The sequence below is a fragment of the Oceanobacillus sp. GQ8 genome (assembly GCF_059758495.1).
This window is the reverse complement of record NZ_JCAXEV010000003.1, coordinates 277329-302511: the sequence shown is the minus strand read 5'-3', so window position 1 is coordinate 302511 and position 25183 is coordinate 277329. Positions and strand designations below refer to the sequence as shown.

Below are 25183 nucleotides of genomic sequence, written 5' to 3'. Positions count from 1 at the left end.
TTTCTCCCCTTTGTTTCTTTATTTTTTCAAAGCTAATGCTTGCTCTAATACTGCTTTCCCATCGAGCGTGCCATATGCTTTCATATCGATGATTGCAATAGGGACACCTGCTTCATCTGCCTGCTTAAACAATGCGTTTTTCTTGTAACGAATTTGCGGACCAATTAACAGGACATCTGCTGTTTCCAGCTGTTTTTCAAGATCATCCACAGAGTGTGCTTCAATTTCCGCATCAATTGATTGGTTTTCAGCTTCCTGGTTCATCTTCTTAACGAGTAAACTTGTACTCATTCCAAGCGCGCATAGTAATGTGATTTTCATCTTTTCACCTCCATAGTGGCTGACCTACCTACGTTAAAAATATCTCCGGTTAGATAGGGCTCGTTAACTGACAGCATTTCCTCTAAAATTTGCTTAGCCTTCTCAGCCGATGGAATAAGCGGGTGTATAGTTAAAGCTTGCATTGCAATTCCCTTATCTCCCGTTACGGCTGCTTCTACTGTCAATTCTTCATAAGCCTTTACGACTTGTAGTAAGCCCCGGATTTGGGCTGGTGCCTCCGACGTTTGCAGTGGTGTGATCTGATGGTTCTCAACAACACAATTGATCTCCACACAAACATCATCCGGTAGGCAGGAAATTGCTCCATTATTTCGTACATTCAATGTGTGAACCTGCTGGGTGTTTAAATGAATATCACGGATGAGCCGAACTGCTGCTTCAGAATAATAAGCGCCACCTCGTTGTTCCAAGGCTTCAGGTTTTTTATCTAAATCTGGGTCTTGGTATAGCTCAAACAACTCTGCTTCGACTTTTTTCACCTGATCTGCTCGCGTTTCATTTTTTTCATATTCTAAAAGCTGTTTCTCCAAAATGCTGTCCGTTTGGTAGTAATACTTATGATAGCCACAAGGGATCGCCCCGAGGGACTGCAGAAAGTCATGGTCCCAGCCAAAGTCAGGTATATTTGCGGCCTCATAACTGGCAGATTTACCTGTCAAAACATCTTGAATGTGTGATTTTCCTTTAATATACAATCCGGTTATCCAAATTAAATGATTAATTCCGAGGAAGTTAATCCGCACATCCTCCATTGCCACGTCATACGTTTTCGCGAACTTCTTATAATAATTAATCGGATTATTACAAAGTCCCACCACTTTAACCGTAGAGTGTTTTAGCACAGCCTCCGTAACGATGCCTGCAGGGTTGGTAAAGTTTAATAGCCATGCATCTGGAGCAAGCTCTTCCATTTCCTTGCAAATACCTAATATAACCGGAATGGTACGAAGTGCTTTCATAAACCCTCCTGCCCCGGTCGTTTCCTGTCCAATAACCCTATGCTTAATGGAGATGTATTCATCATGCCGACGCATTTCTAACTGCCCTACTCTTATTTGGGTAACGACATAGGTTGCTCCCTTTATTGCAGCACGTCTATCCAATGTAGAAACGATCTTAATGTCGTGCTTGGACTTTTTTACCATACGCTTTGCCAGCGCATCCATGATCTGCAGCTTTTGCTCTCCTTGTGGGATATCCACCAGCCATATTTCCTTTATCGGCAGCACATCAGTTTCTGCAAGCAACCCTTCCAAAAGCTCTGGAGTATATGATGAACCTCCACCTATTACTGTTATTTTGATAGGTTCCAAAGGATCCCCCCTTTCTTTTATGTGTTAACATTATTTTATTCTGAAAAATGAGTCATTTGCACCCACTCTTTTTCCATTGGCAACGGAAAAAGGCTGTATGGAAACCAAAAAGAAAAAAAGAATCAATCCAACCTTTTGTAAATAAAGGCAGATTGATTCACTATACGCCATCCATTAAGTGAAACACACTGCTAAGGAAAATTGTTAATAAAGTGAAACTTCAATCAGTGGGGGGGTTCGTTCTTCCCCCACTGATTGTTAGTTGAACGAATCGGGGTGTTAGCCTCCGTTTGCTCCCACTAAAAACTAACGGTTTCACTTCATATTTTGAAGTGGGAGTCTTACGGACGGTTGCTCCGGGATAAAGCAAGGGGACTCACCCCATACCCATCAATCGCTTAAACTCTTTAAAATTTCTAGCAGCAATTAATTGTCTAATCAGATGCTGATCCTCCAACAAGTTACCCAGTTCTTCAAACATCGGCTTGAGTTCATGCTGCCTATCCTTACTGGCATTTAATAAAAAAATTAATTGGACCGGCTTGTCTCCCCATTCAATAGGTTTTACAAGTGTCATAACAGACCAAAATGTACGGTTCGTTTGTGGCTCCAATGGATGAGGGATTGCGACAAGATTGCCAAAACTCGTGGATGCATACGCCTCTCTTTGCAAAACGGAATCGAGGTAGTTGCTATCGACCAACCCCAATTTCTCGAGATCCTTACATAGGAAACGTAAAATTGTTTCAGATTCCGTAAATTCTTTACGGAAGTATGTAAACGGTTCCAAAAAATAGTTATGTATTACTTGATTTTTTCTCTTAATAATTCCCTTAACTTCGGATATATCGGCTTTCCCTAATATAGTGCTTACTTGAATAACGGGAATGCCTGGATCCCATAAGAAGGGGATCGTCGTAATAATAAAATCAATTTCTTCAAGAGGGTACTGTCTTAAATTGTGCATTTCAGTAGTTCCTACAATAACTATTTCTTCATGAAAAAGATCCTTTAATTTATACGTCAACAACTGGGCACTGCCCAACCCTGAAGCACACACAATGAGACATCTTTGTTTATTCGTAGCTTTCTGTTTCTTCCGTTCTTGCGCCACTTCCAAATGGAGGGCAAGATAAGCCACTTCATCCTCTACCAGTTTAATAGCTTGGATTTCATTCAACACCTCACTGCCAATAAGTGCTGCTTCAAATGATAGGGGATAATTTAATTTAATCTCATCAAGCAGCGGATTTCGTATGTTCATTTGGTAGTGGTAGCGGTTGATAGCAGGCTTTAGGTGTAATGCTAATGCTAACCGCAATTCCATATCCTCTTTCAATTGAAAACCATACTGATTATCTATTCTTTCTACCATCTTCTCTACCAGTTCAGAAATTGCTGGATCTATGCTACAAACATGGCGATCCACCTTTTCGTTTGGTGATACAAGCCTTGTACCTAATAAATGCATGGCCAAATAGGCCACTTCATTTACTGGGAAAGCTATCGATAAAGTGTCCTCTATATTGTCCACTATTTTTCTAGCAACGATATATTCTTTTTCATTCTTTAAATGGGCATAATCCAAGCCTGTTCCAATCGCTTGATTTTCTCCCAGACGTCTAACAGCTATGGCAACATGGGTAATGAGGTTTTGGAGGCTTATATCTGAGATGAGAATTTGATTTTTTCGTAGGTTGGTTAAAATACTATTTCTTATAACCTGCAAATCCTCTTCTGGCAAAATGTCCAAGTCGTCAGCACCTCTTAAGACAGATGAATCCTGTTGGTAAAGCCATTCTGCAATACAGAAGCGTATTTGCATTTCATCGCCAACGACTTTTATACCATAATTAGGCTTTTGCTCTAGTGCTAGGTTATAATCACTCAATATCTCCCGGACCTGCCGCAAATCCCCTTGCAGACTTGAGCGGCTGATGAAAAGTTCATCAGCCATATCTTCAAGTTTAATATAGGTTGTTTGCAAGAGTAATTTTTCCATCAAAAAATAGACCCTATTCTCCGGCTCAATTGGCGAAGCTTGCAGTGCCTGTTGTTCTAACAGAAGAGCTACTTTTTCTTTATCCGAGGGAAGTAGCTCATAGCCCTTCCCTCGAATTGACATCAATTTTATATGATTGTCTAGGAGTAATGGCTGAAGCTCTTTCAAATCATTTCTTACCGTTTTCGAGCTAACTTGTAACTCTAAAGATATCTCGTCGCTTGTGATAGCTTGTTTGGATGAAAGGAGTAATTGTAGAATCTTTTCACAGCGTGCATTCATATACAACCCTCATTAATTGAATATTTATCCCGCCTCGCCTGGCAGGAAGTGCCTTACCAAATAACGTTTCACTTTATCCTATTTAAAAGATAGCATATTACGTCTTCTTCCCCAACTGTCTATTGGCCTACATTCAACCGAACAATCTGCTTTAATCCTGCATGAATTAACGTGAAGATAAAGATCCAAGCAATTATAATTAGCACGATATACATCAGATTAAATACTTGGAACAAATAGAGCGGCATATCCCACACAGAGTGTAGAATAACAGGAACAGCAAAAAGCTTAAGAAATTTTGCATCGGTCAAGTGGTCACCTCTTAAGGGCTCCGCTTTTTTGACATAGACGAGTGCAGCGCCTGTTATGGCTGCCCAGCTAACATGTGTGCCAATGGACATCCAGGCCCGGTCAAACATGACAGAAAGCATAAAATCCGTCCCATTCATCGTGCCGAAGCGGAAGGCATAGCCTGCTGATTCAAATGCTGCAAATCCTGCCCCAATGGCGGCCCCAATAAGAAGGCCATTTAATATGTACTTTGGGTTCAATTTCTTTATAAAATACAGAATGATGACTAGCTTTCCGACTTCTTCCACAACGCCTACGATGATGGCGCCGCCAACATTCAGGTTATAAACCGGCACGATTGAAAACAAGATTAAGATGGTCACAAGCGAAGCGGTCCCCCCTATGAAAAACATTTTGGCAATTTCATAGATACTCAGATTCCGTGGGGCGTTCATTTCCCAAAAGAAAATGAGTAAGGAAAAGGGTACGACAAACGATCCAACCACAATAAGTCCTGGCAAAGCGTTAGGATTATGAAACATATAAGTACATACGTATAGGAAAAGATATGTAACCGCCAGAATGAGAAAGACTCTGGAAAACAGCCACGGCTTTGGCCAGGAGGTGGAGATTTCTTCCTCCTTCGGTGTCGTCAAAGAAGTTCCCGAAATAAACAGGATCTCCCCTTCTTCCTTGGAGTGTTTTTTTAAAACAGAAGAGAATATATCCCGTAAATTCAAGTCAATATTCCCTTTTTCCCCCACAAGTCCATTGATTCGCTCCGTTGCATGCAAGAAAGTGCTGCGCATCTGATCGGTGATTGTTTTCCCGGCATCCTCTGTTGCAGCCGATTGTGTTTGACCACTGACATTGGAGGCTTCTTGTCTAAATACGTCTTCTTCTTGATTTAGCTTTATCCCACAAGACGGACAAAACTTCGCTTCCGGTGTTACCTTTACTCCACAATTAGGGCAATACATAGAAAACCTCCTTCTTTTGGTACACATCATCAAATTATTACCCTAAATTACTCAAACTTGCAACCCAATTCAGCTTCTTTTTCTACTGCTGTAAGCCATAGCTAAGAACCCCGCTCCCATACCAATCAACGTTCCTGCTGCCACATTATCAAAAAGCAACCCCAGACCAATTCCCAGAAACATGCTGCCAGCAAAAACTACGCCACCAATACCATGATTCATTTTCATTCATCCCCCTTACTCTTTATTATTCCTATTCATGTTACGCAGGGAAAATCCCCCAGCGATTTAAACCGAATAAATTAACTTACAAAGCAAAGCGGTTCGCTCAGGAATGTCATCGATCAAAATGTGTTCATCTCTGGCATGTATCCCCTCACCAGCAGCACCGAGTCCATCGAGGGTAGGAACACCCATCGCTGCAGTAAAGTTTCCATCACTTCCGCCACCTGCACTCTCTTCCTTAAGCTTCATATTTAGTTCTTGGGCTACTTCCTTTGCTTTCGCAAATAGCTTCTCTGTCCGCTCATTCTTATGCATTGGTGGCCGCATAACGCCACCGTGCACCTTTATTTGTGCGCCCTCTGTATGAGGTTCGAGCTCTTCCATAATGTGTTCGATTCTGTCTTGTTCTTCTTCTGTTTCCATTCTTACATCAATCCCAATCGAAGCTGCATCCGCAATGACATTTAGCGGTCCTCCACCTTCCACAGAGCCAACATTCACGGTTGTGCCTTTTTCATAGTCTGTAAGCGACTCCAAATAAAGAATTTGCTCGGCTACCTCTTTGATAGCATTCACCCCATCTTCATGATGATTGCCAGAGTGGGCTGCTTTGCCTGTTACGTCTACATAGTAGCGGGCAGAACCTTTTCGTTCTGTTTTTAATGCTCCGCTCCCGGCTACGGGTGGCTCTGTAACCAAAACACAAAAGCTGTCTTTTGCTTCCTGTTCGATCAATGCTTGCGAGCTTGGACTGCCAATTTCCTCATCACTTGTACACAAGAAAACAACGCGTTTATCAACATGCAGATCTAAATCCTTGCATGCTTTCATCGACCAAATCGCTTGGACAAGCCCACCCTTCATATCGAGGATGCCTGGTCCAAAGATTTTTCCTCCCTCTTCCTTAATAGGAAGCTCTCCTTTATCCCAAACGGTATCAAAATGGGACAGAATTAAGAGTTTTTCTTCTCCTTCTCCGTATTCAAACCGTAAATGATTTCCGCGGTCTTTCTCTTCTATTAACGTTGCACGATAGCCAAAGTGCTTTTCAAACAAGTCTTGAATCCGTTCCCCACAAGCGTCCAGTAGCGCTTTGTCATGGGAAGGCGAATCACTTTCCACAATGTATTTCATATCCTCCATAATGTCCTGGTGATGTTTTGTCATGTATGCTTTTATTTGATCCATGTTGTTTCTCCTTTCGTTAGAATGGTCCGTAATTTATAAGAACCGCAATGCTAATAAATACTGCGCCAATGAAAGCCCAAATAAGGACGAGTGGCCAAACGAAGCGGAACCATTTATTCCATGGAACTCCTCCAACAGCCAATACTGCCATCAATACACCTGAGGTAGGCGTGAAAATATTCGTTATGCCATCACCGAGTTTAAATGCTAAGACACCTGTCTGCCGTGTAATATCAAGCATGTCAACTAAAGGTACAATAAATGGCATGGTGATAACCGCCTGGCCACTACCGGATGTAACCAATAAGTTAAAGAGTAAGTTAAAAACAAAGATTGCCTGGGCTCCGAGCAATGTTGGCAAACCTTCTAGTGGGCCAAAGGCGTAATGAACGATCGTATCTAAAATATACCCATTTTCCAAAATGACTACAATGGCTCGTGCCATTCCAATCACGAGGGCTCCATAGACGAGTCCTTTCGCCCCTTCCATAAACACCGAGACTAACTTATTTGGCGTTATTTTATTAATAACTGCTACTGCAATGCTCATCATAAGAAAGGTTGCCGAAAGCTCATTAATCGACCAGCCAAGGTTATAAACACCAAACAGAAAAATTCCCAAGAAAACAAAGAACGTAAGAATAACGATCTTATGCCGCAGGGTAAACGTCCCAAATGAATCCGTGTCTTGTGCATCATGATGATATTGGACAAATGGTGACGATCCCATCATAGATTTCGCAGGATCCTGGCTTATTTTTTTAACATAGAGACAGATATAGACAATGGTAACGAGAAGAAACACAATGAAGGCCGCTCCTCGTAGTGCCGCCCCTGAGAATAAAGGTAGCTCAGCAATTTGCTGGGCTATCCCTGTTATCACGGGATCAAATGTACCTGTTGCTACACCTACATACTGTCCTAAGTAGATCATCGCAATTCCCGTAATAGCATCAAGTTTAAGAGCCCGGGCAAGAATAATCCCGATCGGAATAAAGGCAATAACAGCATTTCCACTTACCCCTGCTGTATCCAATATACCAAAAAGGGTTATAACCGAGATGATTAGCAGATATTTCCTTCCCTTAGTACGATTGATTAGAGCGTTAATTCCAGAGTTGACGGCCCCTGTATGTTCAAATACGGCAACCGTTCCACCAATAATTAATACCATAAACACAAGATTGGCTGTATCAATTAATCCTTGTTGGACAGCTAGGAATACATCCATTATAGAAGCTGGATTCATATCTGTTTCACTATAGCTGTCTGGGATTACTTGGGTAATCTCATTATCTGTTGTCTCTCTTTCAAAAGACCCTGCTGGTATAATATATGTAGCAATTGCTGCAAGGAGCAACAAACCAAATAATATAACGAAGGCATCTGGCATTTTGACGCCCTTTTTATTTTTTCTTTTTACATCATTCTTTGTCACTTCTCATCCCCCTCACGTAAAATAATTGAAAATTAACAACTTGCTGTTAATTATAATGATGAATAGGACGAAATTCAAAGAAAAAGCAAAATGAAGCATTCCTCAGTTGGTCTGATTATGCTGCCGATTCGATTTGTGTGATGTGGAGGATCTCTAATATTACGTCCTTTAAAATAGTGACAAAACAAAAACAACCAGAATCGCTTGGGAGCGGTCCTGGTTGTTTTGTTTAACTAAAGGCCCTCTAACTTGCTTCTCTAAAATACGTTTTCTTAGCCGGCATGAATGCACTGTATCCAATTAGGAAGGCTATTATCAGCGTGGCTGTAGATAACACAATGATCATCATTCTAAGGCAAATAATGTCCCCCATCGTTCCAACCACTAATACCATTAAAATTTGTAGGGCGCTTTGCAGTAATTGCACAAGACTTGTCACTCTTCCCATTAAATTTGTTGGGACATTATTCTGGTAAAACGTCATTATTCCCGTGTTTAAGAAACTGTTAAAGAAGCCTAATATGATGAAGCCGATCGTTATGGATAAGAACGACCAGGAGAAGGCATATAGAACATACCCAACCGATTGAAATAGAATTCCGAAAACTATCAGATATCGTAGTGAGAAAAGATGAGAGAAAACAGACACGAGTATGGCACCCGTAATCGATCCAATCCCTGTAATACTAATGAGTAAGCTATAATCCATTTCGGATAACCCTACTACGTCTTGGGTAAACACTACTTCCTGAGCGTCCATCGCAAACGCGAAGATCGTGGTAACCAGAAACAATCCGTAAATATACGCTACATAATGATTAACTTTAACGAAGTTACGAACAACTCGGAAGTCTTCTCGTACTTGAGCCCAGGAAAGCTTTGGTATGGTCGCCTTCTCAACTGCACCCATTTCAGGCAGTAGCATTAGGAAAAACGCAGATAGTAGAAAGGCTGACGAGTTAATGAGTAGCGTTATATCGATGCCCCAAAGTAGAATAAGGGACCCGGCTACAGCTGGACCTATAATGAAGGCACCTGATGTTGTAAGGGCCTGAATAGAATTAAAACGTTTCCGCATCTCCTTCGGTATCATTTCTGTTATGTACGTCATAGAAGAAGGACCAAAAAATGATTTCGCAACGCTTAGTAGAATAAGAAATAAAAAGATGAACCAAATAGACGATAAAAGGGGAATGCAAAATACAAATATTGCCCTAGCCAAATATGTCACAATCATGATTTTACGCTTACTTCGATACTCAATAAAACTTCCGGTCCAGAATTTAGTTAACACATTTACGATCGGGCCGACTACCCAAAGCCCAGCCACCGCAGCCGCTGATCCTGTTACTTGAAAGACTAATAAATTGATAGCGATAAGATATATAAAGTCTCCAAGACTAGCAGTTCCCACTGAAATTAAAAGTATGGTAGGTTGCTTCCATTTGGTCCATGCTCTCATTGCATCTCCCCCTATATTTACTTCTACCAACAACACAGAGGAAATAGTTATGAGTAAGATCTCATCAATATGCCTTCAATAAAACATGAAAGCTTGACCCTTTTCCTAACTCGCTTTCTACCCATATCTTCCCATTGTGAATTGCTACTATTTCCTTACTTATAGCGAGTCCGAGACCATGGCCTTTTTTACCAATCTTGGAGCTTTTAGAGAAAGACCTGTCAAACACATATGGTAAGTCCTCAGGGGCAATCCCCGTCCCTTCGTCGCGTACGGTAAAGATAACCTCATTCTTGCTCCGAGTAAGATACATTCCGATCTCCCCTGCATTGGCGTGCTTTATTGCATTGGAAACAAGGTTTGTCATAACTTGTTCCATTCGACTGACATCTACTTCGACGAGTGGCCAATCCTCATTAGATGGCTCCATTTCTTGTCTATATGGTAACCCTGCCTGGGTTACTTCTAGCTCAAATTGATTGCAAAGCTGTTTAAACAGTTCCTCTGCAGAGATGGTGCCCATTTCAAAGACTGCATTACCAGATTCCAATTGAGCTAAGTAGAATAAATCCTCCACCAAATGGTCTAATAAAGACAGTCTACGTTTCACGACGTGCAAATAATTTCGTTGTACTTCTGGTGTTTCAGCCAGCCCATTCAGAATGGCATCTACATATCCGTTAATCGTAGCAAGTGGAGAACGTAGGTCATGGGAGATGTTAGATAACATTTTGCTACGTAACGACTCAGAGTCTGCAAGCGATACATTAGCCTCTACAAGCTGTTTATTCACGTTATGTAATTGCTCTGTTCTTTCTTGTACCTTCGTTTCCAAGTTTGCATATAAATAGGCATTTTCTATTGATATGGCTGCCTGGGAGGCAAGCGTGGCCAATAATCGGATCACTTCTTCTGTAAAGACGTAAGCTGTATGTCGATTATCTAGATAAAGAATACCAATCAGTCTATTCTGTTGCATAATCGGTAAACAGAGAACCGATTTCATTTGATTCGTTAGTAGATCGCGATCTCCAGAGAAAAGTCCTCTGTCCTTGCTAGCATCCTGTAACACAACATTCTCTCCTGTTCGTTTCACATAATCAATAATTGAAACAGGGATTCCGGTTCCTACGTTTAGGATAGTAGATTCTTGATAGATGACAGGTTCTGATTCTACCTCACAGGAAGCTACCAACCGCAACACTCCTTCTTTTTTTAATAGAAAAAATGCGCGTTCTGCTCCGGCATTCGTAATTACAATTTGGAGCCACTTTTCCAACAACTTATCCAGTACAATCTCACGAGAAATAACTCCTGCTGCTTCCATTATGGCTTGAACGTCAAGCGGCTGTTTCTCCATTACATGAGACGCCTTCCCTTCAGCTTGAAGAATTTCTGGATAGTCTCTCCCCAAGATTGCAACGACTTTATAAGCCCCCCACTCTTTAAACTTGCAATATGCCTCCCTCATAAAAGTTATTGCCAACTTATTTAGATGGCGGCCTTGATAGTAATCAGACATACACTTATACATGACAGCAGCATCTTGTATGTAACCATTTTCTTCTGCCAGCTCTGTTGCCTGAAGATACATCATTTCTACCTCACTAGAGGGGGCATTTTCAAGACGCTTGTATTCTGCCAAAATATGCATGTACTTATGTTGGTAATTGTTAGGGCTATGTTCTGCCCATTGCTTAAACTGTTTTAAAAGGAACTTTACCTTCTTGCTTGTTTTGTTAACAGGAAGACTTCTCTCTTTGCTAAATCTAACTAGCCACAATGCTCGATAATAATAGTAGTCTGGAACATTGATCAAAATAAGGGTTTTGCCTACTAGTTCTTCTAGTTTATTTAAAATATGGCGCGCCTCATTCGAATTGTCCAGTACATAACTCATTTGCAGTCTGATGATATGATGAATAATTGTTGCAGAAGGGTCATCACCTGTCACGTGATGATGATAGTTAATTTCACCTTCTTCATGCATTAGAGTGCCCATCCAGTCCTTCAGCTCTCCAAGAAAAGTAGTAGAAATAGGATATTCATTGCGCTTTGCAAAATTGACTTGGTCTTCTATCACTTTATTCACATCTGACAGACGATCTCCTCTCATAAAATGAATCAGACAGATAAACATACCACTGGCACCAGCTAAATGCAGATTTCCTGATTCTACACACAGTTGCTGAGACCGTTGTAAATACTCTAAATTATAGCGAATATGCTGCTTCCAATGATTGATAAATGTACCAAAGACAAAATAGACCCTTGCTTTTAAACTATTCTCCTGAAACTTTTCGACATGTGAAATAGCAAGTTTACCAAACTTATAGCTTGTATCATAATCTTTAAAGCCTGCACTCATGGTCAAAGCGTAATTATTGTACACAAGAGCTGTAATATCCATATCGCCAAATTTAAGGGTCAAACGCAAGGCGCGGAGCATGAGAACCGTTGCCAGATTCTGATTAAAATGATATGTGGGGGCATTCGTGTTAATCAGTGTCCGCATTTTATAAAGAGCTTCCTTCTCCTCCACTTCTGGAAGTTCCAGAAGGTTTTTATTTTTATATCGCATTAAGGCAAGTTGTGTTAAGACATATTCCCTTCCAATATCCATTTTGGTTGGATTCTCTTTAAATGCCCATTTCACCAACTTCAGTCCTTTCAAGCCAGCAGCAGTAGCCTTTTCCACTTGATGAACATGAGTGTATAAAGTGATCTTCATGTTATAAACACGCAGTTTATCTCTGTCAGATGTTGCATTATTTAAAATGTCTTCAAAGATCTGTTCAGCCTGTTCAAACTGCTTATTTAAATATTTTGATTCGCCCAAGCCCAGCATAATACGATACGTTAATGAATAGTTGTCCGAGGACCACTTTTTATCTGACAACAGGTTCATTGCACTGGAGTAATAATGAAGTGCTGCTTCTGGGGCAGCTCTTCGCTTTGCCTTTTCCCCTGCCAGTTGGTTCCATTCTGCTAGTTCATACTGCCTTTCCTTTGGCAGCAAATCCTTACACGGGTTTAAATGGTTTACAATGGAAAAAATGTTCGCTTCCCTTTCATCCGCCGAATAAAACTGAAGAAGCTCCAGCCCTATTTTTAAGTGATTTTTTTGTTTTTCCTTTTCTCCCATGTTGTCATAAAATGCCTGTTGCATCTTGTCATGAATAAAATGGTAGACGGGTGGCTGGTCATCCAAAAATGCTTTTCCCTCTTCTGGATAAACCCATTTATAGCTAGCATCTAATGGGACAATGAATCCTTCCTCAAGTCCTGGCCACAGAGCATTACTCACCGCAGTATAAGAATGTCCTGAAATGGTTGCAAGGGACTTTAAATCGAATCGGCTGCCTACACAGGATGCGAGCTCCAGCATGTTAATGGTATCAGCGGGAAGACGCTTTATATCTTTTACAGCAAGAGAAATAATGGAATTCATCTCTGGTAGGTGCTTAAGTTTTTTTACGTCCACCACCCAACCCCGATGCTCCTTATCGTATGTAATCATGCGATCTCGGTACAGTGATTTAAGTAGTTGTTCAATAAAAAATGGGTTTCCCTTTGTTACGCGCATCATAAGCTCCACCACAAATTCCTTACCTCTATCTTCACCCCTTAACGCATCATGAATCCAATTGTTGATCTGTGACCGCTCTAGTGGCTGAATTGGAATTTTCGCTAACAGCAAATTCTTTTCCTCAAGCTTCTTTAAAGTTTGATAAAGTGGGTGCCCTGCATACACCTCATTGTCCCGGTATGCTCCAATCAATAGCAGATGGTTTGTATAAATAAGCACATGTTCTAATAGATCTAATGTGGCGTCGTCTGCCCATTGCAAGTCGTCCACAAACAGGGTTAAAGGGTGCTCTGCAGTGGCAAAGATCCCGACAAATCGGCGAATTGCTTGGCGAAAACGGTTATGTACCCCTTCTGGAGGCAACTCAGATGGGGCTACCTGTGGTCCAGTTAACCATTCTACTTCCGGTATAAAGTTGGCGATAACGCCACCATAAGTTCCAATTCCTCTTTCCAATTTCCTCTTCCACTGCTCGATGCTATCCTGTCCTTCTGATGCGATTTGCCGAATGAGCCCTTGGAAGGCTTGGATTAACGGAGCATACGGCACCTGTTTTTGCAGTTGGGGAAACTTGCCTGTGATCATGTAACCTCGTTCCTGCACTAATGGCTTTTGGATTTCTTGAACTAGAGCGGTCTTTCCTATACCAGATGCCCCTGGAATAAGGATGACGCCACGTTGCCCTTCCTTCACACGCACAAAACCTTCGATTAATTGTTGTATGGCTGCTTCCCTTCCATAAAGCTTTCGTGGACGCTCATAACTATATGCATGGTCATTCTCTCTGAGGCGTAATCGGTCGGAAACTTCTCCATGCTGATTCCATTCATTCAGGCACTTTTCTAAATCCCTCTGCAAAATAGCCACGTTTTGGTAACGGTCATCTGGAGATTTTTCAAGCAAGAGCATAATAATGTCTGAAATTGGTTTCGGTATGTTGGCATCAAACTGGTTCGGCGGTATGGCTGTTTTTGCTAAATGAGCATGCACCATTTCAGCAGGATGGTCTATCTGGAACGGTAGCTTTCCTGTAATCATTTCATAGTAAATCACACCAAGCGTGTACATATCTGTCCGGTAATCCAAAGGACGATTCATTCTGCCGGTTTGCTCTGGAGATATATATGCTACCTTTTCTCTAAGCAGATATGGACTTCCATTCGGATGTTGTGTTTCACTGGACAAGAAAGTAGCTTGTTCAAAGCCTGTCACTTTTATTTCCTTTTTATCAGTTACTAAAATATGATACGGAAGAAGCATTTTGTGGGTAATATGCGCTTGATGTAAGGAAGCAACTGCAGCAGCAATTCGTGCAGCAATTCTTAAAAATTCTTTCCAGGGTAACGGGCCTGCGCCTTCGTTCATAAGGTCACGCAAACTCGTACCAGAAAAGGGCTCCGTTATGGTATAGACACTACCTCCATACTTTTCTAGTAACCTAGTTTTTAAAATATGTTGATTTGTTAGAGAGCGGGACATATGAAAGTCATGGACAGCAGCTGCGTGGTCGTGTTGGCTCATCGACTGGTGTCTTTGTTTAATTGAAACAACTTCTTTGTTTTTTAAGTCAAACGCTTTATAAAGCGTCCAATTCCTATTCTCCAGAACGGGATGCAAGACATTATATCCCGGTAGCTTTATCAACGTCATTACCTCCTGTCGCAAAACATTTCGTTATGTAGCGATATGAAACCTTCTTCCTCCCTTTTTCTTTCACTGTATAGTGGAGGTTACCAATGGACTAACCCTGCTACTTTATGTGATATTAAGCCAAATTTAAACTACACTTTAGCTTCTTTTATACTTGCTTACATATAATTTAGTTAAGGAAATTGAGGGGGGATACTTTGAAAAAGAAAGCGATAACAAATAAAGCTATACAGTACGACCAAGAATGGGTAAACCTTATTCTATTAGCTAAGTATGTCGGTTTTTCTCCTGAGGAAGTTCGGGATCTTTTGCATCAAATGAAGGAGGGCTAAACAGTCAGGTTGTACACGTGCCATTAAATCTGTAACCAATACCACGCAGTGTCTCAATATAGGAAGCATCCCCAAGTTGTTCTACAAGTTTTTTTCGGAGGTTGCTAATGTGTACCATCACTGTTCGATAATCACCTAGGCTGTCCTCACCCCAGATTAAATCAAATAGCTGTTCCACACTGTACACCCGATCAGGATTACGTGCCATGAGGCAAAGTAAATGGTATTCCTTTGCCGAGAGTTTTATTCGCTCGCCATTGGCTGTAACCCGTGCCTGTTTCAGATTAATTATGAGGCCGGGATATTGGATCACGGAATCAGAGTCCTTCTCAGGTATTTTCTCTTTCCGTTCTGTTGTCGACAGTTTACGATTTCTACGTAAATGTGCTCTTATTTTTGCCGTAACTACTGGAAGGCTTGTGTTCTTTGCAATATAATCATCAGCACCAATACCCAGACCTATAATGCTATCCGTATCATCCGTTTTTGCACTGAAAAACAAAATCGGCACATCGGTCTTTTTGCGAAGTAGCTGACATAATTCAAACCCATCTAAATGGGGCATCATGACATCCAAGACAATAAGATCAGGTGTTTCATCCTCTACTATCTCCAGTGCCTGCATTTCACGTTCCGTAACTAACACATGGTAGCCCTGCTGCTGCAAGTACATACTGAGAAGCTCGCTCATATCCAAATCATCATCCACGATTAATATCTTCTCACTAGCCATAAAAGACCCCTTTCTCCATAAATTTATAAAAGTGAACTTCATGTGGTGGGGATTCCTTCCCTACCACATATTAGTTAAACGTATCGGACCTTTACTGGCATTTCCCCTACTTAGAATTCTTGAAGTTTAGCCCTTACTGCCACATAAGGCGGGATAATATGAAGGGCCTTTGTGCCAAGGAAAGCCGACTTAAAACGAATCCGTGCTATTTTGACTTCGGCATGCCCCGGCTCTCCCAGGCACACGTAGTGGTAGAACAAATCACCTATTTTTTGGTATTTAACGCTGAAGAGCCATATTCAATACTGTCAGTTATGCCTTGTTACCTATCATATTACCATACTTTTCTAAAAATAAAGTTTAAAAAAGGATGCACCTGAGACTTAATCTGACCGTAATCCTTTAAAGGCAAACAATAAAATAAATCAATTCTGGTAAGTGTCTGTCCAACCCTACGAAAAACACTATGCTGTGAAATGTACCTTTAATCCAACAATAAAGAAATTCCAGGTCGATTATCTAAAAAAGTCAGCTAAGAGTCCGGATTTTTGGTTTGTTAAAATTCTATTAACGCAGCCAGACAAAAAGGATTACTGGGTCTGACTTGTCGATCTTCTATCCCGAAATAACAAACCTAATAGTGGTGGTACGCCGATTACAATGACAAGTATGCGAATAAGTTGCAGTGAGCTGACAACAGCAGGATCTCCCCCAAGACTATATGCTGTTAAAACCATTTCAAACAAACCACCTGGTGCAATGCTTAAAATAGCTGTAACGTAATCTAATGAGGTTAGGTTTGCTAGAATCACACCAAGCAGAATAGAAAAGGCAATGATGCCAAGGGATGTACCAAAATATATAAAGGAGAGCTTTCCACCTGCCTTTATATCTCGAAACAGAATATTTTTACCAAGGCTTGCTCCGACCGCAACCTGTGCTGCATACATGAGAGTAGGAGGGATTGCTGGTAGCTCCACGAGTGTAATATTAAGTGCAGCCGTGACCCCAATTCCAATTGCCCCAATAATAATCCCCGCTGGAATTTTTTTATTTAAAAACAACGCGGCCAATGCTGGTAGGATAAAAGCCAAATAGTTAACAGGAGATCCAAGGATAACCTCCGATGAAGCCTGTCCACTTGTGTTCCCTGTTCCTTGTCCGAATAATAAGGCCATAATGGATGGAACGGTAAAGAGAACAGTCACCAGACGGATGGTTTGAAAGATAACCACTAAAGACGTACGTGCCTTAAATGCTTCACTCGCCAATGTCATCTCAGACAAGCCCCCTGGAATACTACCAAAAATACTTGTCATACTATCAACCTTTACCCACGATAATTTTGTCACCATGACACTGATAAAAATGCTAGCAAAAATAAGAATGAGAGTCAGCAAAAGATATGGTAGAAAATAAGGGAGTATCGTCTGGAAAGTTTCCAATGTAAAATAAAGACCAAAATAAATACCTAGTATAATAAAGCTTGTATTTTTTATTGGGGTCGGGATATATGCTTCCCGCTTTAATAGCCCTTGTGCGATAAAGGTAAACGTTAAGGCACCAAGCACCCAGGGAAGCGGCATATTTAGGATGGAAAAGATGTAGCCACCAATCGCAGCAACCAAAAATGTCACGATTAACCGTTGTGTTTTATTCGCGTGCATCATAAAACCCCTTACTTATTTCTCTCTAAACCTAGCATACCATGGTTTTTGCATGATTGTGACCAATGTTGACTCATAGGATCTTTTTGGTTACTATTACGTTATACGATATAACATAAAACGTAATAAAGTGAAACTTAAATCAGTGAAGGGTTTTCGTTCTTCCCCCACTGATTGTTAGTTGAACGAATCGGAGTGTTAGCGTCCGTCTACTCCCAATTAAACACACAGTTTCACTTCATGCTTTGAAGCGGGAGTCTTACGAACGGTTGCTCCGGGAGAAATGAGGTGAAGCAATGCAGTCACTTGACCGGTTTTCAGAGCCAGCTTTATTTATCTTGATTAGTTTAGCCGAAGGAGAAAAGCACGGCTATGCCATCATGGAAGATATTGAAAAACACTACCATAAAAAGCTTGGCCCAGGGACTCTATATGGCGCCATTAGCCGAATGGAAAAGCTGCATCTCATTGAAGCCATGCCCTTAGAAAATAGGCGAAAGCCATACAAGATAACGGATTCCGGCAAAGCATATTTGGAAGAGAGTTTAAAGCAATTAGAACAAGTGACGACGCTTGGGTGGAGGAGGCTTGGCTTATTATGAAATGGCTCCTCTATGTTTACCCAAAAAAATGGCGAGTTCGTTACGGGGAAGAGCTTTTATATATACTTAGCATGAAAAAACCCACCATTCGAGATGTCATAAATATTTTAGTCCACGGTTTCATAGAACGATTCCTTGCTGGGAGAGATATGCTCAAATCTTTATTCCATACATCGCTCTATTATTTGCAAAGAAGTTTTTTCCTGTTTCTTTTACTCATCGTTATGTGTGCATTCACTGGATATAATCTTTCCATGGTTCCCATATCTGATTTCTCCATAGATTGGATTTTGCTGTTCAGTGTGGTCGCCATATCCTACTTTTGCTATGTAAGTGGCATAATAAAGGTTTTATTTCTTTTTCAAAAGCACACAAAATAAGAAAAGCGAGGATAAATCATGAATTATACCATGTTAAAAGATGTTAAAACGGTGCTCGGCTTTTCCTCTTCTATTATAGGAAGTATTTTTGCCATCTTGTTAGCAGCAAGAGATTCGGATGTATGGGTGGTTTTTATTGTATTATCCCTCATTCTTCTGGCGCTAAGTGTAACGCGGGCAAGCCGTTTGTATAACCAGAAAAGCACATAAAAAAGAGAGAAAAGTGGAAGCTTTTCTCTCTTTTTTGCTTCTTTATATACGTACTGTCGTTTTAACCGTATTTTGCTTCACGAGCTGTCCATCTTTGATGACGGTTGTGATGTTTTCTTTATTTTCCAAACTGCGAATGTCCGTTAGCGGATTGGTCTTCGTAATGATAAGATCCGCTACTTTTCCAGTTTCCAATGTACCTAGTTTGTTATCCCACCCCATACATTCAGCAGCCACTTTTGTCGTTGCCTGTAGGGCTTCCATTGGGGTCATCCCTATCTCACACATAAGGCCAAGCTCTCTTAAGTTGGTACCATGTGGCATGACGCCAGCATCCGTCCCCATTGCTATTTTCACTCCAGCACGATGAGCTTTGGCAACACTATTTTTATGAATTTCAGCAACCTCTTTTGACTTTTCTACCGCATAGGCTGGCATATCATTCGTCGTTTCGGCCAACTCTAGAACAGAAACCGGTGCAAGCAATGTCGGCACTAAGTACGTACCGTGCTTTAACATCAACTCAATTGCCTCATCGTCCAAGTAAATGCCATGTTCAATGGAATGAATTCCGGCACGAACTGCATTCTTTATCCCCTCAGAGCCTTGAGCATGGGCCATTACTTTGACCCCATTACGGAAGCTCGCTTCCCTCACAATAATCTCTAACTCTTCTTGAGAGAATTGCGTGAATTCCGGATGGTCAGTAGGGCTAAGCACACCGCCCGTTGCGTGTACCTTGATAATATCAGCTCCAGCACGCAACATTTCCCGCACCTTTTTGTGTACTTGATCGGGGCCGTCACATATCGCATCCGGCATGGACGGATAGGTTACATTCGTAACATCTATGCCAGAACGCATCCAAGAATCGCCATGGCCACCAGTAATGGTAAGCGGATTAATGCTTACCTGCATTCTCGGTCCCACGATTAATCCTTCTTCAATCGCTTGCTTTACGCCAACATCCGTAAACCCAGCGTCTCTTACAGAAGTGATCCCGATATCAATCGTTTTCTTTAAATAATCCATCGCCTGGTAAAAACGCATGGAGAAAGGCGTTTCCAATGTCTTTTGCATCTCTGCTTTTTGGAACATCATGTGAACATGGGTATCAAACAGGCCTGGTAAAATGTAGCCCCCATCGGCATCGACTACTTTAGCCTCGGGTTGCAGGGATGCCAATTCTGCTTCTTTTCCCACGGCCTCAATTTTTCCATCGTTTAGTAGTACAGCTGCCTTTTCTACTGGTTCTCCTCCATTGCCATCAATCAACGTACCATTCTTTACAAAAGTGTATGTCATATGTAACGCTCCCCTTCTATTAAATTTTAAAGTGTACCAACAAGAATACTTGCAATGACAATCGAGGCAATCGTGACGGTCGTAAACCCGCCGACCAGCATCGGTGTTAAAATTTCGTTAAAAATAGCCTTTCTTTCCTTCTCATCCTTTCCAATACTTCTGCTGACTTCCTCACAGATAATATAATCACCAGGAAACCCGAATAATGCTGTTAAGGCAACAGGTATCCCTTTATTTGGATTCCATTTAAATAATTTAGAACTGAAATAGCCACCAATTAAAATTCCGATGATCCCAACCACCATGATCAAAAGCACCTCTGGAAGATAGTCTGTGAACATGGACGGTGTGATCGAATTCATGGAAGACATCACCACAACAATTAAGAGTGCCATCGTTATCCCAAAGGAATTTGCCTTCTCCATCATACTTCCTTGATAAAAGCCAAAATAGGTTCCAATAATCCCTATTGCCAGTGCCCATAGACTATAATTTATGCCAGTCAGGGACCCAAGGACTACCGCTATGGCAGCACCTAAAAATACTTGAAAGAGGAGAATGACCTGTGTTTGGTATTTTTCCGGAAGCAAGCTTTTCTTGCTTTTTTCTTGCTTCTCTTCCGCGGCGGCTACTGTCTGATAGCCTGTCTCACGTAATTCTTTTTGTACGGAGACACCAAGCTTACGTAGGAAAAATGCAGCAAGTGGCATCCCAACAAAGTTTTGAATTCCTAGAATAAGTGCCGGAATGGTGATCAAGCTAACGAGTCCGAGTTCCTGCAGACGTTCTGATGTAATAACAAACGCGATAATTCCACCCGTTAATGGCCCTAATCCAACCACGGAAGATGTGTAGCCAACAAACGGTGTAACCAATAAAATAACAAGGACGACGGCGACGAGGATACCCGACAAGGCAATAAGAACTGCCTTATACTGCTCCTTCAGTTGTTTAAAAGGGATTAATGTCCCCATATGTACAATCAAAACCGCTGGCAAAATAGAAGCGAAAGCGGAAATATTCGCCTTGTCGGCAATATCAGGAGGAAAAACACCTGTCCAGAGTAAGAGTAAATAACCGAACATCACGACAAATAACATCGGGATTCTTGCTCTGGAAACAACGGATAAAAATTCTCCCAATGCGAATAAAGCAAATATTAGCATGGCAGCAACAATGGGTTCGTCTATCATGAGGATCAGCTTCTTTCTCTACTAAATTTGTTCCTGCGTTAGATTGTGACGTCACTTTAACGAAGTAAACAGTAAAAGATTATTACCCATTCTATGCCCCTATTTTTAAATTGTCAATATATTTTTTATAAAGTGAAACTTCAATCATCGGGGGGGTTTCTTTCTTCCCCCCCACTGATTGTTAGTTGAACGAATCGGGGTGTTAGCGTCCGTTTACTCCAACTTAAGCATCACGGTTTCACTTCATGTTTTGAAGTGGGAGTCTTACGGACGCTTGCACCGGGATAAATAAAATATTTGGATTTTAATGGTAAACACGACCATTTCTGTTACATGAAAATACACTTGAAAAATCTTTATGTGGGGATGTGGATGAAGGTAGCTTTTTATATGATTGGGAGGATGGGATGACACTTCGTTGATTGAGTAGCTATCTTGGTTGATTGGCGCACTGCTTTGGTTGATTGAACCTCCTTGGTTGATTGGCAATCCACCTAAAACAAAAAAACAGCCGAGACTATGTCTCAGCTGTTTTTCAATTTACCTTAATCCCATTTGCGAACTGGTTTGTAACCGGCATTATAAAGGAAGTCATTTACAGTATCTTCCGATAAGCCATTTATCTTTATTCCACTCTGCATTGCCTGGATGTGCATTTTACACGTGTATTCTAGTGTCTGCAATGCCATTCTTGCTTCTTTTAAACTTGTGTCATATACGATGACGCCGTGGTTTTCAAGTAGCATTACATTTCCTAGTTTCGCTTTTTCCTTTACAGCATCTGCAAGTCCCAGACTTCCTGGATGCTCATAGGGAATGCGTACGATCTTTTCCAGATAGTACATTGCTTCTACAAAATAGTTAGAAGGAATGGTCATATCTGTATTGGCAATAAGCGTACTGTAGAAAGGAGAAGCATGCAAAATAGCATTGATTTCTGGTCGCTCTTTGTAAATATTTTGATGCATAATATGCTCTTTAGATGGCTTTTTCCCTTCAACCAATCCGTCATCTGAACAGAGGGAGAAATCGCTTATATCCATTTCTCCCAGATAAGTTCCGCTTGCAGATACGTAAAATTGGTCCTCGCTTACCCGAGCGCTAATATTTCCTGCTGTTCCCCAAGCTAGATCATTGTCCATCATGAAAACGCCTGTTTTTTGCAGGTCTTTCACTAACTCTAATCTATCCATTCTTTTCAAAACTCCTTAGTCAAGCAAATTTAATAGTCCGAGTGATACAGATGGGAATAGTGCAATAATGAGTAACGTAATAATCACTGCAATATAGAATGGTATCATTCCTTTTGTAACCTGGTCTAATCTCAAGTTTGCAATCTTTCCTGCAACAAATAGATTTAACCCTAGTGGTGGTGTTACCATACCAATTGCTAGTGTTACAATCATCACGATTCCAAAATGAACTGGATCAATTCCCATTTCTAAGGCAACCGGTGCCAAAATCGGTGCGAGAATGATAATAGAAGCATTGGTTTCCATGAACATTCCTACCAATAATAGTAACACCATTATAACTAATAAGAATACTGTTCCATTAGTAGAGAAAGATGTAAACATTTCTGCAACCTGCTGTGGAATATTCTCGATGGTTAAAATCCAACTGAAAAGCCCAGCACTTGCGATAATAAACATGATCGTTGATGTTGTAACGGTCGCTTGTGTTAGAATTTTGTTGATATTTTTAAAGTTGATCGTTTTATAAAATACAATACTGATTAGAAACGCGTACGCTACGGCAATACCGGCTGCTTCAGTTGCAGTAAAGATACCACTATAAATACCACCTAAAATAATAACAGGCATAATAAGAGCAGGAATCGCTTCCAAGAATGCTTTACCTAATTCCTTGTTTGTCTTCTTAGGCTCTTTCAGGTAGTTTCGTTTTTTAGATACAATGATTACCACAATAAGTAATCCGATACCAATCACGATACCTGGGGTTACACCTGCAATAAATAAATCACCAATGGACGTCCCAGCTGCCACACCATATAAAATTAGCGGAATACTAGGTGGGATGATGATGCCCAATGTCCCTGAAACGCCTTGAACACTTGCAGCAAAATCCTTATGATAACCTCTTTCAACCATTGCAGGAATAAGGATAGCTCCTAATGCTGCAGTTGCGGCAACACTTGAACCAGAAATCGCAGCGAAAAACATTGTTGTTACAACGGTTACAATGGCCAACCCACCAGAAACATGTCCTGTTAAAGCATTGGCTAAATTAATTAATCGTTGAGAAATTCCACCGTATTCCATAATTACACCAGCTAGCATGAATAGCGGAATAGCCAGCAATGGGAAGGAATCGAGTGATACAAACGCCCGCTGTGCTAGAACCATTAACGGGATATCTCCTGCTACGAGCAGGGCGATACTTGATGATAAGCCTAGAGAGATCGCAACAGGAACCCCTAGAAGAAATAAGATAATGAGGGATACAAATAATGCGATTATCATTGCGCCCCACCTCCCTCTATTGTTTTACCTTGTTTGTCTTCAATCATGACAGCAATTGTATTAAGCAGTAGCAGCAGAGACCCTAAAGGAATGGCTGCATAGGCCCAACTCATGGAGAATTGCAATGTCGGTGTAGCTTGGTTTACTACTGTTAAGGTTAAAGCAGAACCATAATAGAAAAGAATCGCTGCAAAAATAAGAGAAATCCACAGGATAATAGAATTTAGAACCTTCTTTCTTTTAGCGCTTACAATTTCTACTAAAAAGTCTATTGCAATATGTTCTTTATTTCGCATTGCAAGGGCTGCCCCAAAAAACACAATGTAAATCATTAAATATCGAGATATTTCTTCAGACCAACTAAGCGGATAGTCAATGACAAAGCGTGTTATGACCTGAAGTACCACTAATACCGCTAATACGATAAACATGGCTGATACGATATATTTAACTGCTTTATTTATTTTATCTATAAAACTCACATAGCCCTGCATCTAATTACCCCCTAAACTACTCATCTCAATAATTGAATCATAGAGATCTCTGCCATACTTATCTGCTAAGCGTTCATGGACAGGCAATACCGCTTCACGGAACGGTTCTTTGTCTACTTCAATTATTTCAACTCCAGCGTCTTCCATTTCTTGAAGCGCTTTCTTATCTTGCTCAGCAACAAGCTCATTTTGATAATTTCTTGCCTCTAATGCAGCTTCTTCAACTGCTTTCTGTTCTTCTTTACTTAGCTTTTCATACGTAATATCACTCATGATCATCTGCACATAGCCATAAACATGGTCTGTCTTGACTAAGTAGTCTTGTACTTCATGAATCTTAGCACTAGTCGTAAAGGAAGCCGGATTTTCCTGTGCATCAATTACCCCAGTTTGGAGTGATGAATACACTTCACTAAAGTTCATCGGTGTCGGATTGGCACCCATTGCGCCCCATCCTTCTACAGATGCTTCAATATTTGGAACACGGATTTTTATACCTTTTAAGTCGTCTATTGTGTCAACCCGTTTATTTGTGGTTAATTCCCTTGGTGCACGTGCCCAAAATTCTAGACCGCGGATTCCTGTTTCTTCTAACATATCGCGTTGTAATTCCTCGCCACCTTCTCCGTATAAGAAGGATTCCATATGTTCTTGGTCATCAAATAAATAAGGCAATTCCAATATAGAGTATGGTTTATAGAAATTAGACATTACCCCTGCAACCAATGCAAAGTCGACAGAGCCTATTTGCGTTCCTTCTATTAAATCTCTATCAGAACCAAGTGTGGAGCTAGGATAAATTTCGACTTTCACTTTACCATCTGTCTTTTCTTCCACCAGATCAGCGAATTTTACAGAGGCCTTATGCCATGTATGTGATTCACTCTGGATATGTCCAAGCCTTAATGTTGTTACATCCTTTTCCCCTTCTTGGGAGCTCGCTGTGTTTGAGCAAGCTCCGAGAAGGGTGAAGGCAGCTATTAGCAAAATTAGACCAATTATTCTCTCCCGTTTCACCCTAA

At 41.0% G+C, this 25183-nt stretch carries 20 protein-coding genes; 3 read left to right on the top strand and 17 right to left on the bottom strand.

What is annotated here, in order from left to right; translation table 11 throughout:
* Positions 1-18: 18 nt before the first annotated feature.
* The 9 genes from AC6CHS_RS10330 to AC6CHS_RS10290 form a co-directional block, all read right to left on the bottom strand.
* Positions 19-321 carry a PTS sugar transporter subunit IIB gene (locus AC6CHS_RS10330; RefSeq protein ID WP_498235926.1) on the bottom strand — a complete coding sequence of 101 codons (303 nt, stop codon included), beginning with the start codon at positions 319-321 and terminating at the stop codon, positions 19-21.
* Positions 318-1655 (bottom strand): 6-phospho-beta-glucosidase, encoded by a 1338-nt coding sequence (locus AC6CHS_RS10325; protein ID WP_498235925.1) that lies wholly within the window; start codon positions 1653-1655, stop codon positions 318-320. The genes AC6CHS_RS10330 and AC6CHS_RS10325 overlap by 4 nt, the downstream gene beginning before the upstream one ends.
* A gap of 376 nt (positions 1656-2031) precedes the next feature.
* A complete protein-coding gene (locus AC6CHS_RS10320) occupies positions 2032-3939 on the bottom strand; it encodes a BglG family transcription antiterminator (RefSeq protein ID WP_498235924.1) in 1908 nt (635 codons plus the stop codon).
* Positions 3940-4058: 119 nt separating this feature from the next.
* Positions 4059-5210, bottom strand: a complete 1152-nt coding sequence (locus AC6CHS_RS10315; protein ID WP_498235923.1) for a PrsW family glutamic-type intramembrane protease — start codon at positions 5208-5210, stop codon at positions 4059-4061.
* 69 nt (positions 5211-5279) lie between these two features.
* Positions 5280-5432, bottom strand: coding sequence for a hypothetical protein (locus tag AC6CHS_RS10310; protein ID WP_498235922.1), 153 nt, complete (start codon positions 5430-5432; stop codon positions 5280-5282).
* 66 nt (positions 5433-5498) lie between these two features.
* Complete coding sequence (locus AC6CHS_RS10305; protein WP_498235921.1) at positions 5499-6623, bottom strand: M20 family metallopeptidase; 1125 nt, start codon at positions 6621-6623, stop codon at positions 5499-5501.
* 16 nt (positions 6624-6639) lie between these two features.
* The gene (locus tag AC6CHS_RS10300; RefSeq protein ID WP_498235920.1) at positions 6640-8061 is read right to left on the bottom strand and encodes a YfcC family protein; all 1422 of its coding nucleotides are present in this window, start codon (positions 8059-8061) and stop codon (positions 6640-6642) included.
* Positions 8062-8305: 244 nt separating this feature from the next.
* Positions 8306-9523 carry an MFS transporter gene (locus tag AC6CHS_RS10295; protein ID WP_498235919.1) on the bottom strand — a complete coding sequence of 406 codons (1218 nt, stop codon included), beginning with the start codon at positions 9521-9523 and terminating at the stop codon, positions 8306-8308.
* 64 nt (positions 9524-9587) lie between these two features.
* Entirely contained in the window at positions 9588-14756 is a 5169-nt protein-coding gene (locus AC6CHS_RS10290) for an AAA family ATPase (protein WP_498235918.1), read from the bottom strand.
* Positions 14757-14959: 203 nt separating this feature from the next.
* On the opposite strand from AC6CHS_RS10290, the gene AC6CHS_RS10285 reads away from it, so the two are divergent.
* Positions 14960-15094 carry an anti-repressor SinI family protein gene (locus AC6CHS_RS10285; RefSeq protein ID WP_498235917.1) on the top strand — a complete coding sequence of 45 codons (135 nt, stop codon included), beginning with the start codon at positions 14960-14962 and terminating at the stop codon, positions 15092-15094.
* A gap of 4 nt (positions 15095-15098) precedes the next feature.
* Here the strand turns inward: AC6CHS_RS10285 and AC6CHS_RS10280 are convergent, their stop codons facing one another.
* Together AC6CHS_RS10280 and AC6CHS_RS10275 are read right to left on the bottom strand one after the other, a co-directional pair.
* The gene (locus AC6CHS_RS10280; RefSeq protein ID WP_498235916.1) at positions 15099-15827 is read right to left on the bottom strand and encodes a response regulator transcription factor; all 729 of its coding nucleotides are present in this window, start codon (positions 15825-15827) and stop codon (positions 15099-15101) included.
* Between the two features lie 590 nt (positions 15828-16417).
* A complete protein-coding gene (locus AC6CHS_RS10275; RefSeq protein ID WP_498235915.1) occupies positions 16418-17494 on the bottom strand; it encodes an AbrB family transcriptional regulator in 1077 nt (358 codons plus the stop codon).
* 296 nt (positions 17495-17790) lie between these two features.
* Between AC6CHS_RS10275 and AC6CHS_RS10270 the strand changes: the two genes are divergently transcribed.
* Both AC6CHS_RS10270 and AC6CHS_RS10265 read left to right on the top strand, forming a co-directional pair.
* The gene (locus AC6CHS_RS10270; RefSeq protein ID WP_498235914.1) at positions 17791-18096 is read left to right on the top strand and encodes a PadR family transcriptional regulator; all 306 of its coding nucleotides are present in this window, start codon (positions 17791-17793) and stop codon (positions 18094-18096) included.
* 398 nt (positions 18097-18494) lie between these two features.
* Complete coding sequence (locus AC6CHS_RS10265) at positions 18495-18686, top strand: hypothetical protein (protein WP_498235913.1); 192 nt, start codon at positions 18495-18497, stop codon at positions 18684-18686.
* Positions 18687-18728: 42 nt separating this feature from the next.
* Here the strand turns inward: AC6CHS_RS10265 and AC6CHS_RS10260 are convergent, their stop codons facing one another.
* The 6 genes from AC6CHS_RS10260 to AC6CHS_RS10235 form a co-directional block, all read right to left on the bottom strand.
* Complete coding sequence (locus AC6CHS_RS10260; RefSeq protein WP_498235912.1) at positions 18729-19991, bottom strand: metal-dependent hydrolase family protein; 1263 nt, start codon at positions 19989-19991, stop codon at positions 18729-18731.
* Between the two features lie 26 nt (positions 19992-20017).
* Entirely contained in the window at positions 20018-21184 is a 1167-nt protein-coding gene (locus AC6CHS_RS10255) for a hypothetical protein (protein ID WP_498235911.1), read from the bottom strand.
* Positions 21185-21729: 545 nt separating this feature from the next.
* A complete protein-coding gene (locus AC6CHS_RS10250) occupies positions 21730-22377 on the bottom strand; it encodes a class II aldolase/adducin family protein (RefSeq protein WP_498235910.1) in 648 nt (215 codons plus the stop codon).
* Positions 22378-22392: 15 nt separating this feature from the next.
* Positions 22393-23667, bottom strand: coding sequence for a TRAP transporter large permease (locus tag AC6CHS_RS10245; protein ID WP_036575604.1), 1275 nt, complete (start codon positions 23665-23667; stop codon positions 22393-22395).
* The gene (locus AC6CHS_RS10240) at positions 23664-24161 is read right to left on the bottom strand and encodes a TRAP transporter small permease (protein WP_498235909.1); all 498 of its coding nucleotides are present in this window, start codon (positions 24159-24161) and stop codon (positions 23664-23666) included. Before AC6CHS_RS10240 ends, AC6CHS_RS10245 begins: the two co-directional genes overlap by 4 nt.
* Entirely contained in the window at positions 24162-25178 is a 1017-nt protein-coding gene (locus tag AC6CHS_RS10235) for a TRAP transporter substrate-binding protein (RefSeq protein WP_498235908.1), read from the bottom strand.
* Positions 25179-25183 lie beyond the last annotated feature (5 nt).

Excerpts from the sequence above, each read along its gene's own strand:
- AC6CHS_RS10315 (WP_498235923.1), bottom strand. The coding sequence starts at position 5,210 with ATGTATTGCCCTAATTGTGGAGTAAAGGTAACACCGGAAGCGAAGTTT.
- AC6CHS_RS10260 (WP_498235912.1), bottom strand. The coding sequence starts at position 19,991 with ATGACATACACTTTTGTAAAGAATGGTACGTTGATTGATGGCAATGGA.
- AC6CHS_RS10305 (WP_498235921.1), bottom strand. The coding sequence starts at position 6,623 with ATGGATCAAATAAAAGCATACATGACAAAACATCACCAGGACATTATG.
- AC6CHS_RS10330 (WP_498235926.1), bottom strand. The coding sequence starts at position 321 with ATGAAAATCACATTACTATGCGCGCTTGGAATGAGTACAAGTTTACTC.
- AC6CHS_RS10310 (WP_498235922.1), bottom strand. The coding sequence starts at position 5,432 with ATGAATCATGGTATTGGTGGCGTAGTTTTTGCTGGCAGCATGTTTCTG.
- AC6CHS_RS10255 (WP_498235911.1), bottom strand. The coding sequence starts at position 21,184 with ATGATAGACGAACCCATTGTTGCTGCCATGCTAATATTTGCTTTATTC.
- AC6CHS_RS10295 (WP_498235919.1), bottom strand. The coding sequence starts at position 9,523 with ATGAGAGCATGGACCAAATGGAAGCAACCTACCATACTTTTAATTTCA.
- AC6CHS_RS10265 (WP_498235913.1), top strand. The coding sequence starts at position 18,495 with ATGAATTATACCATGTTAAAAGATGTTAAAACGGTGCTCGGCTTTTCC.
- AC6CHS_RS10275 (WP_498235915.1), bottom strand. The coding sequence starts at position 17,494 with ATGCACGCGAATAAAACACAACGGTTAATCGTGACATTTTTGGTTGCT.
- AC6CHS_RS10240 (WP_498235909.1), bottom strand. The coding sequence starts at position 24,161 with ATGCAGGGCTATGTGAGTTTTATAGATAAAATAAATAAAGCAGTTAAA.
- AC6CHS_RS10250 (WP_498235910.1), bottom strand. The coding sequence starts at position 22,377 with ATGGATAGATTAGAGTTAGTGAAAGACCTGCAAAAAACAGGCGTTTTC.
- AC6CHS_RS10280 (WP_498235916.1), bottom strand. The coding sequence starts at position 15,827 with ATGGCTAGTGAGAAGATATTAATCGTGGATGATGATTTGGATATGAGC.
- AC6CHS_RS10320 (WP_498235924.1), bottom strand. The coding sequence starts at position 3,939 with ATGAATGCACGCTGTGAAAAGATTCTACAATTACTCCTTTCATCCAAA.
- AC6CHS_RS10245 (WP_036575604.1), bottom strand. The coding sequence starts at position 23,667 with ATGATAATCGCATTATTTGTATCCCTCATTATCTTATTTCTTCTAGGG.
- AC6CHS_RS10270 (WP_498235914.1), top strand. The coding sequence starts at position 17,791 with ATGCAGTCACTTGACCGGTTTTCAGAGCCAGCTTTATTTATCTTGATT.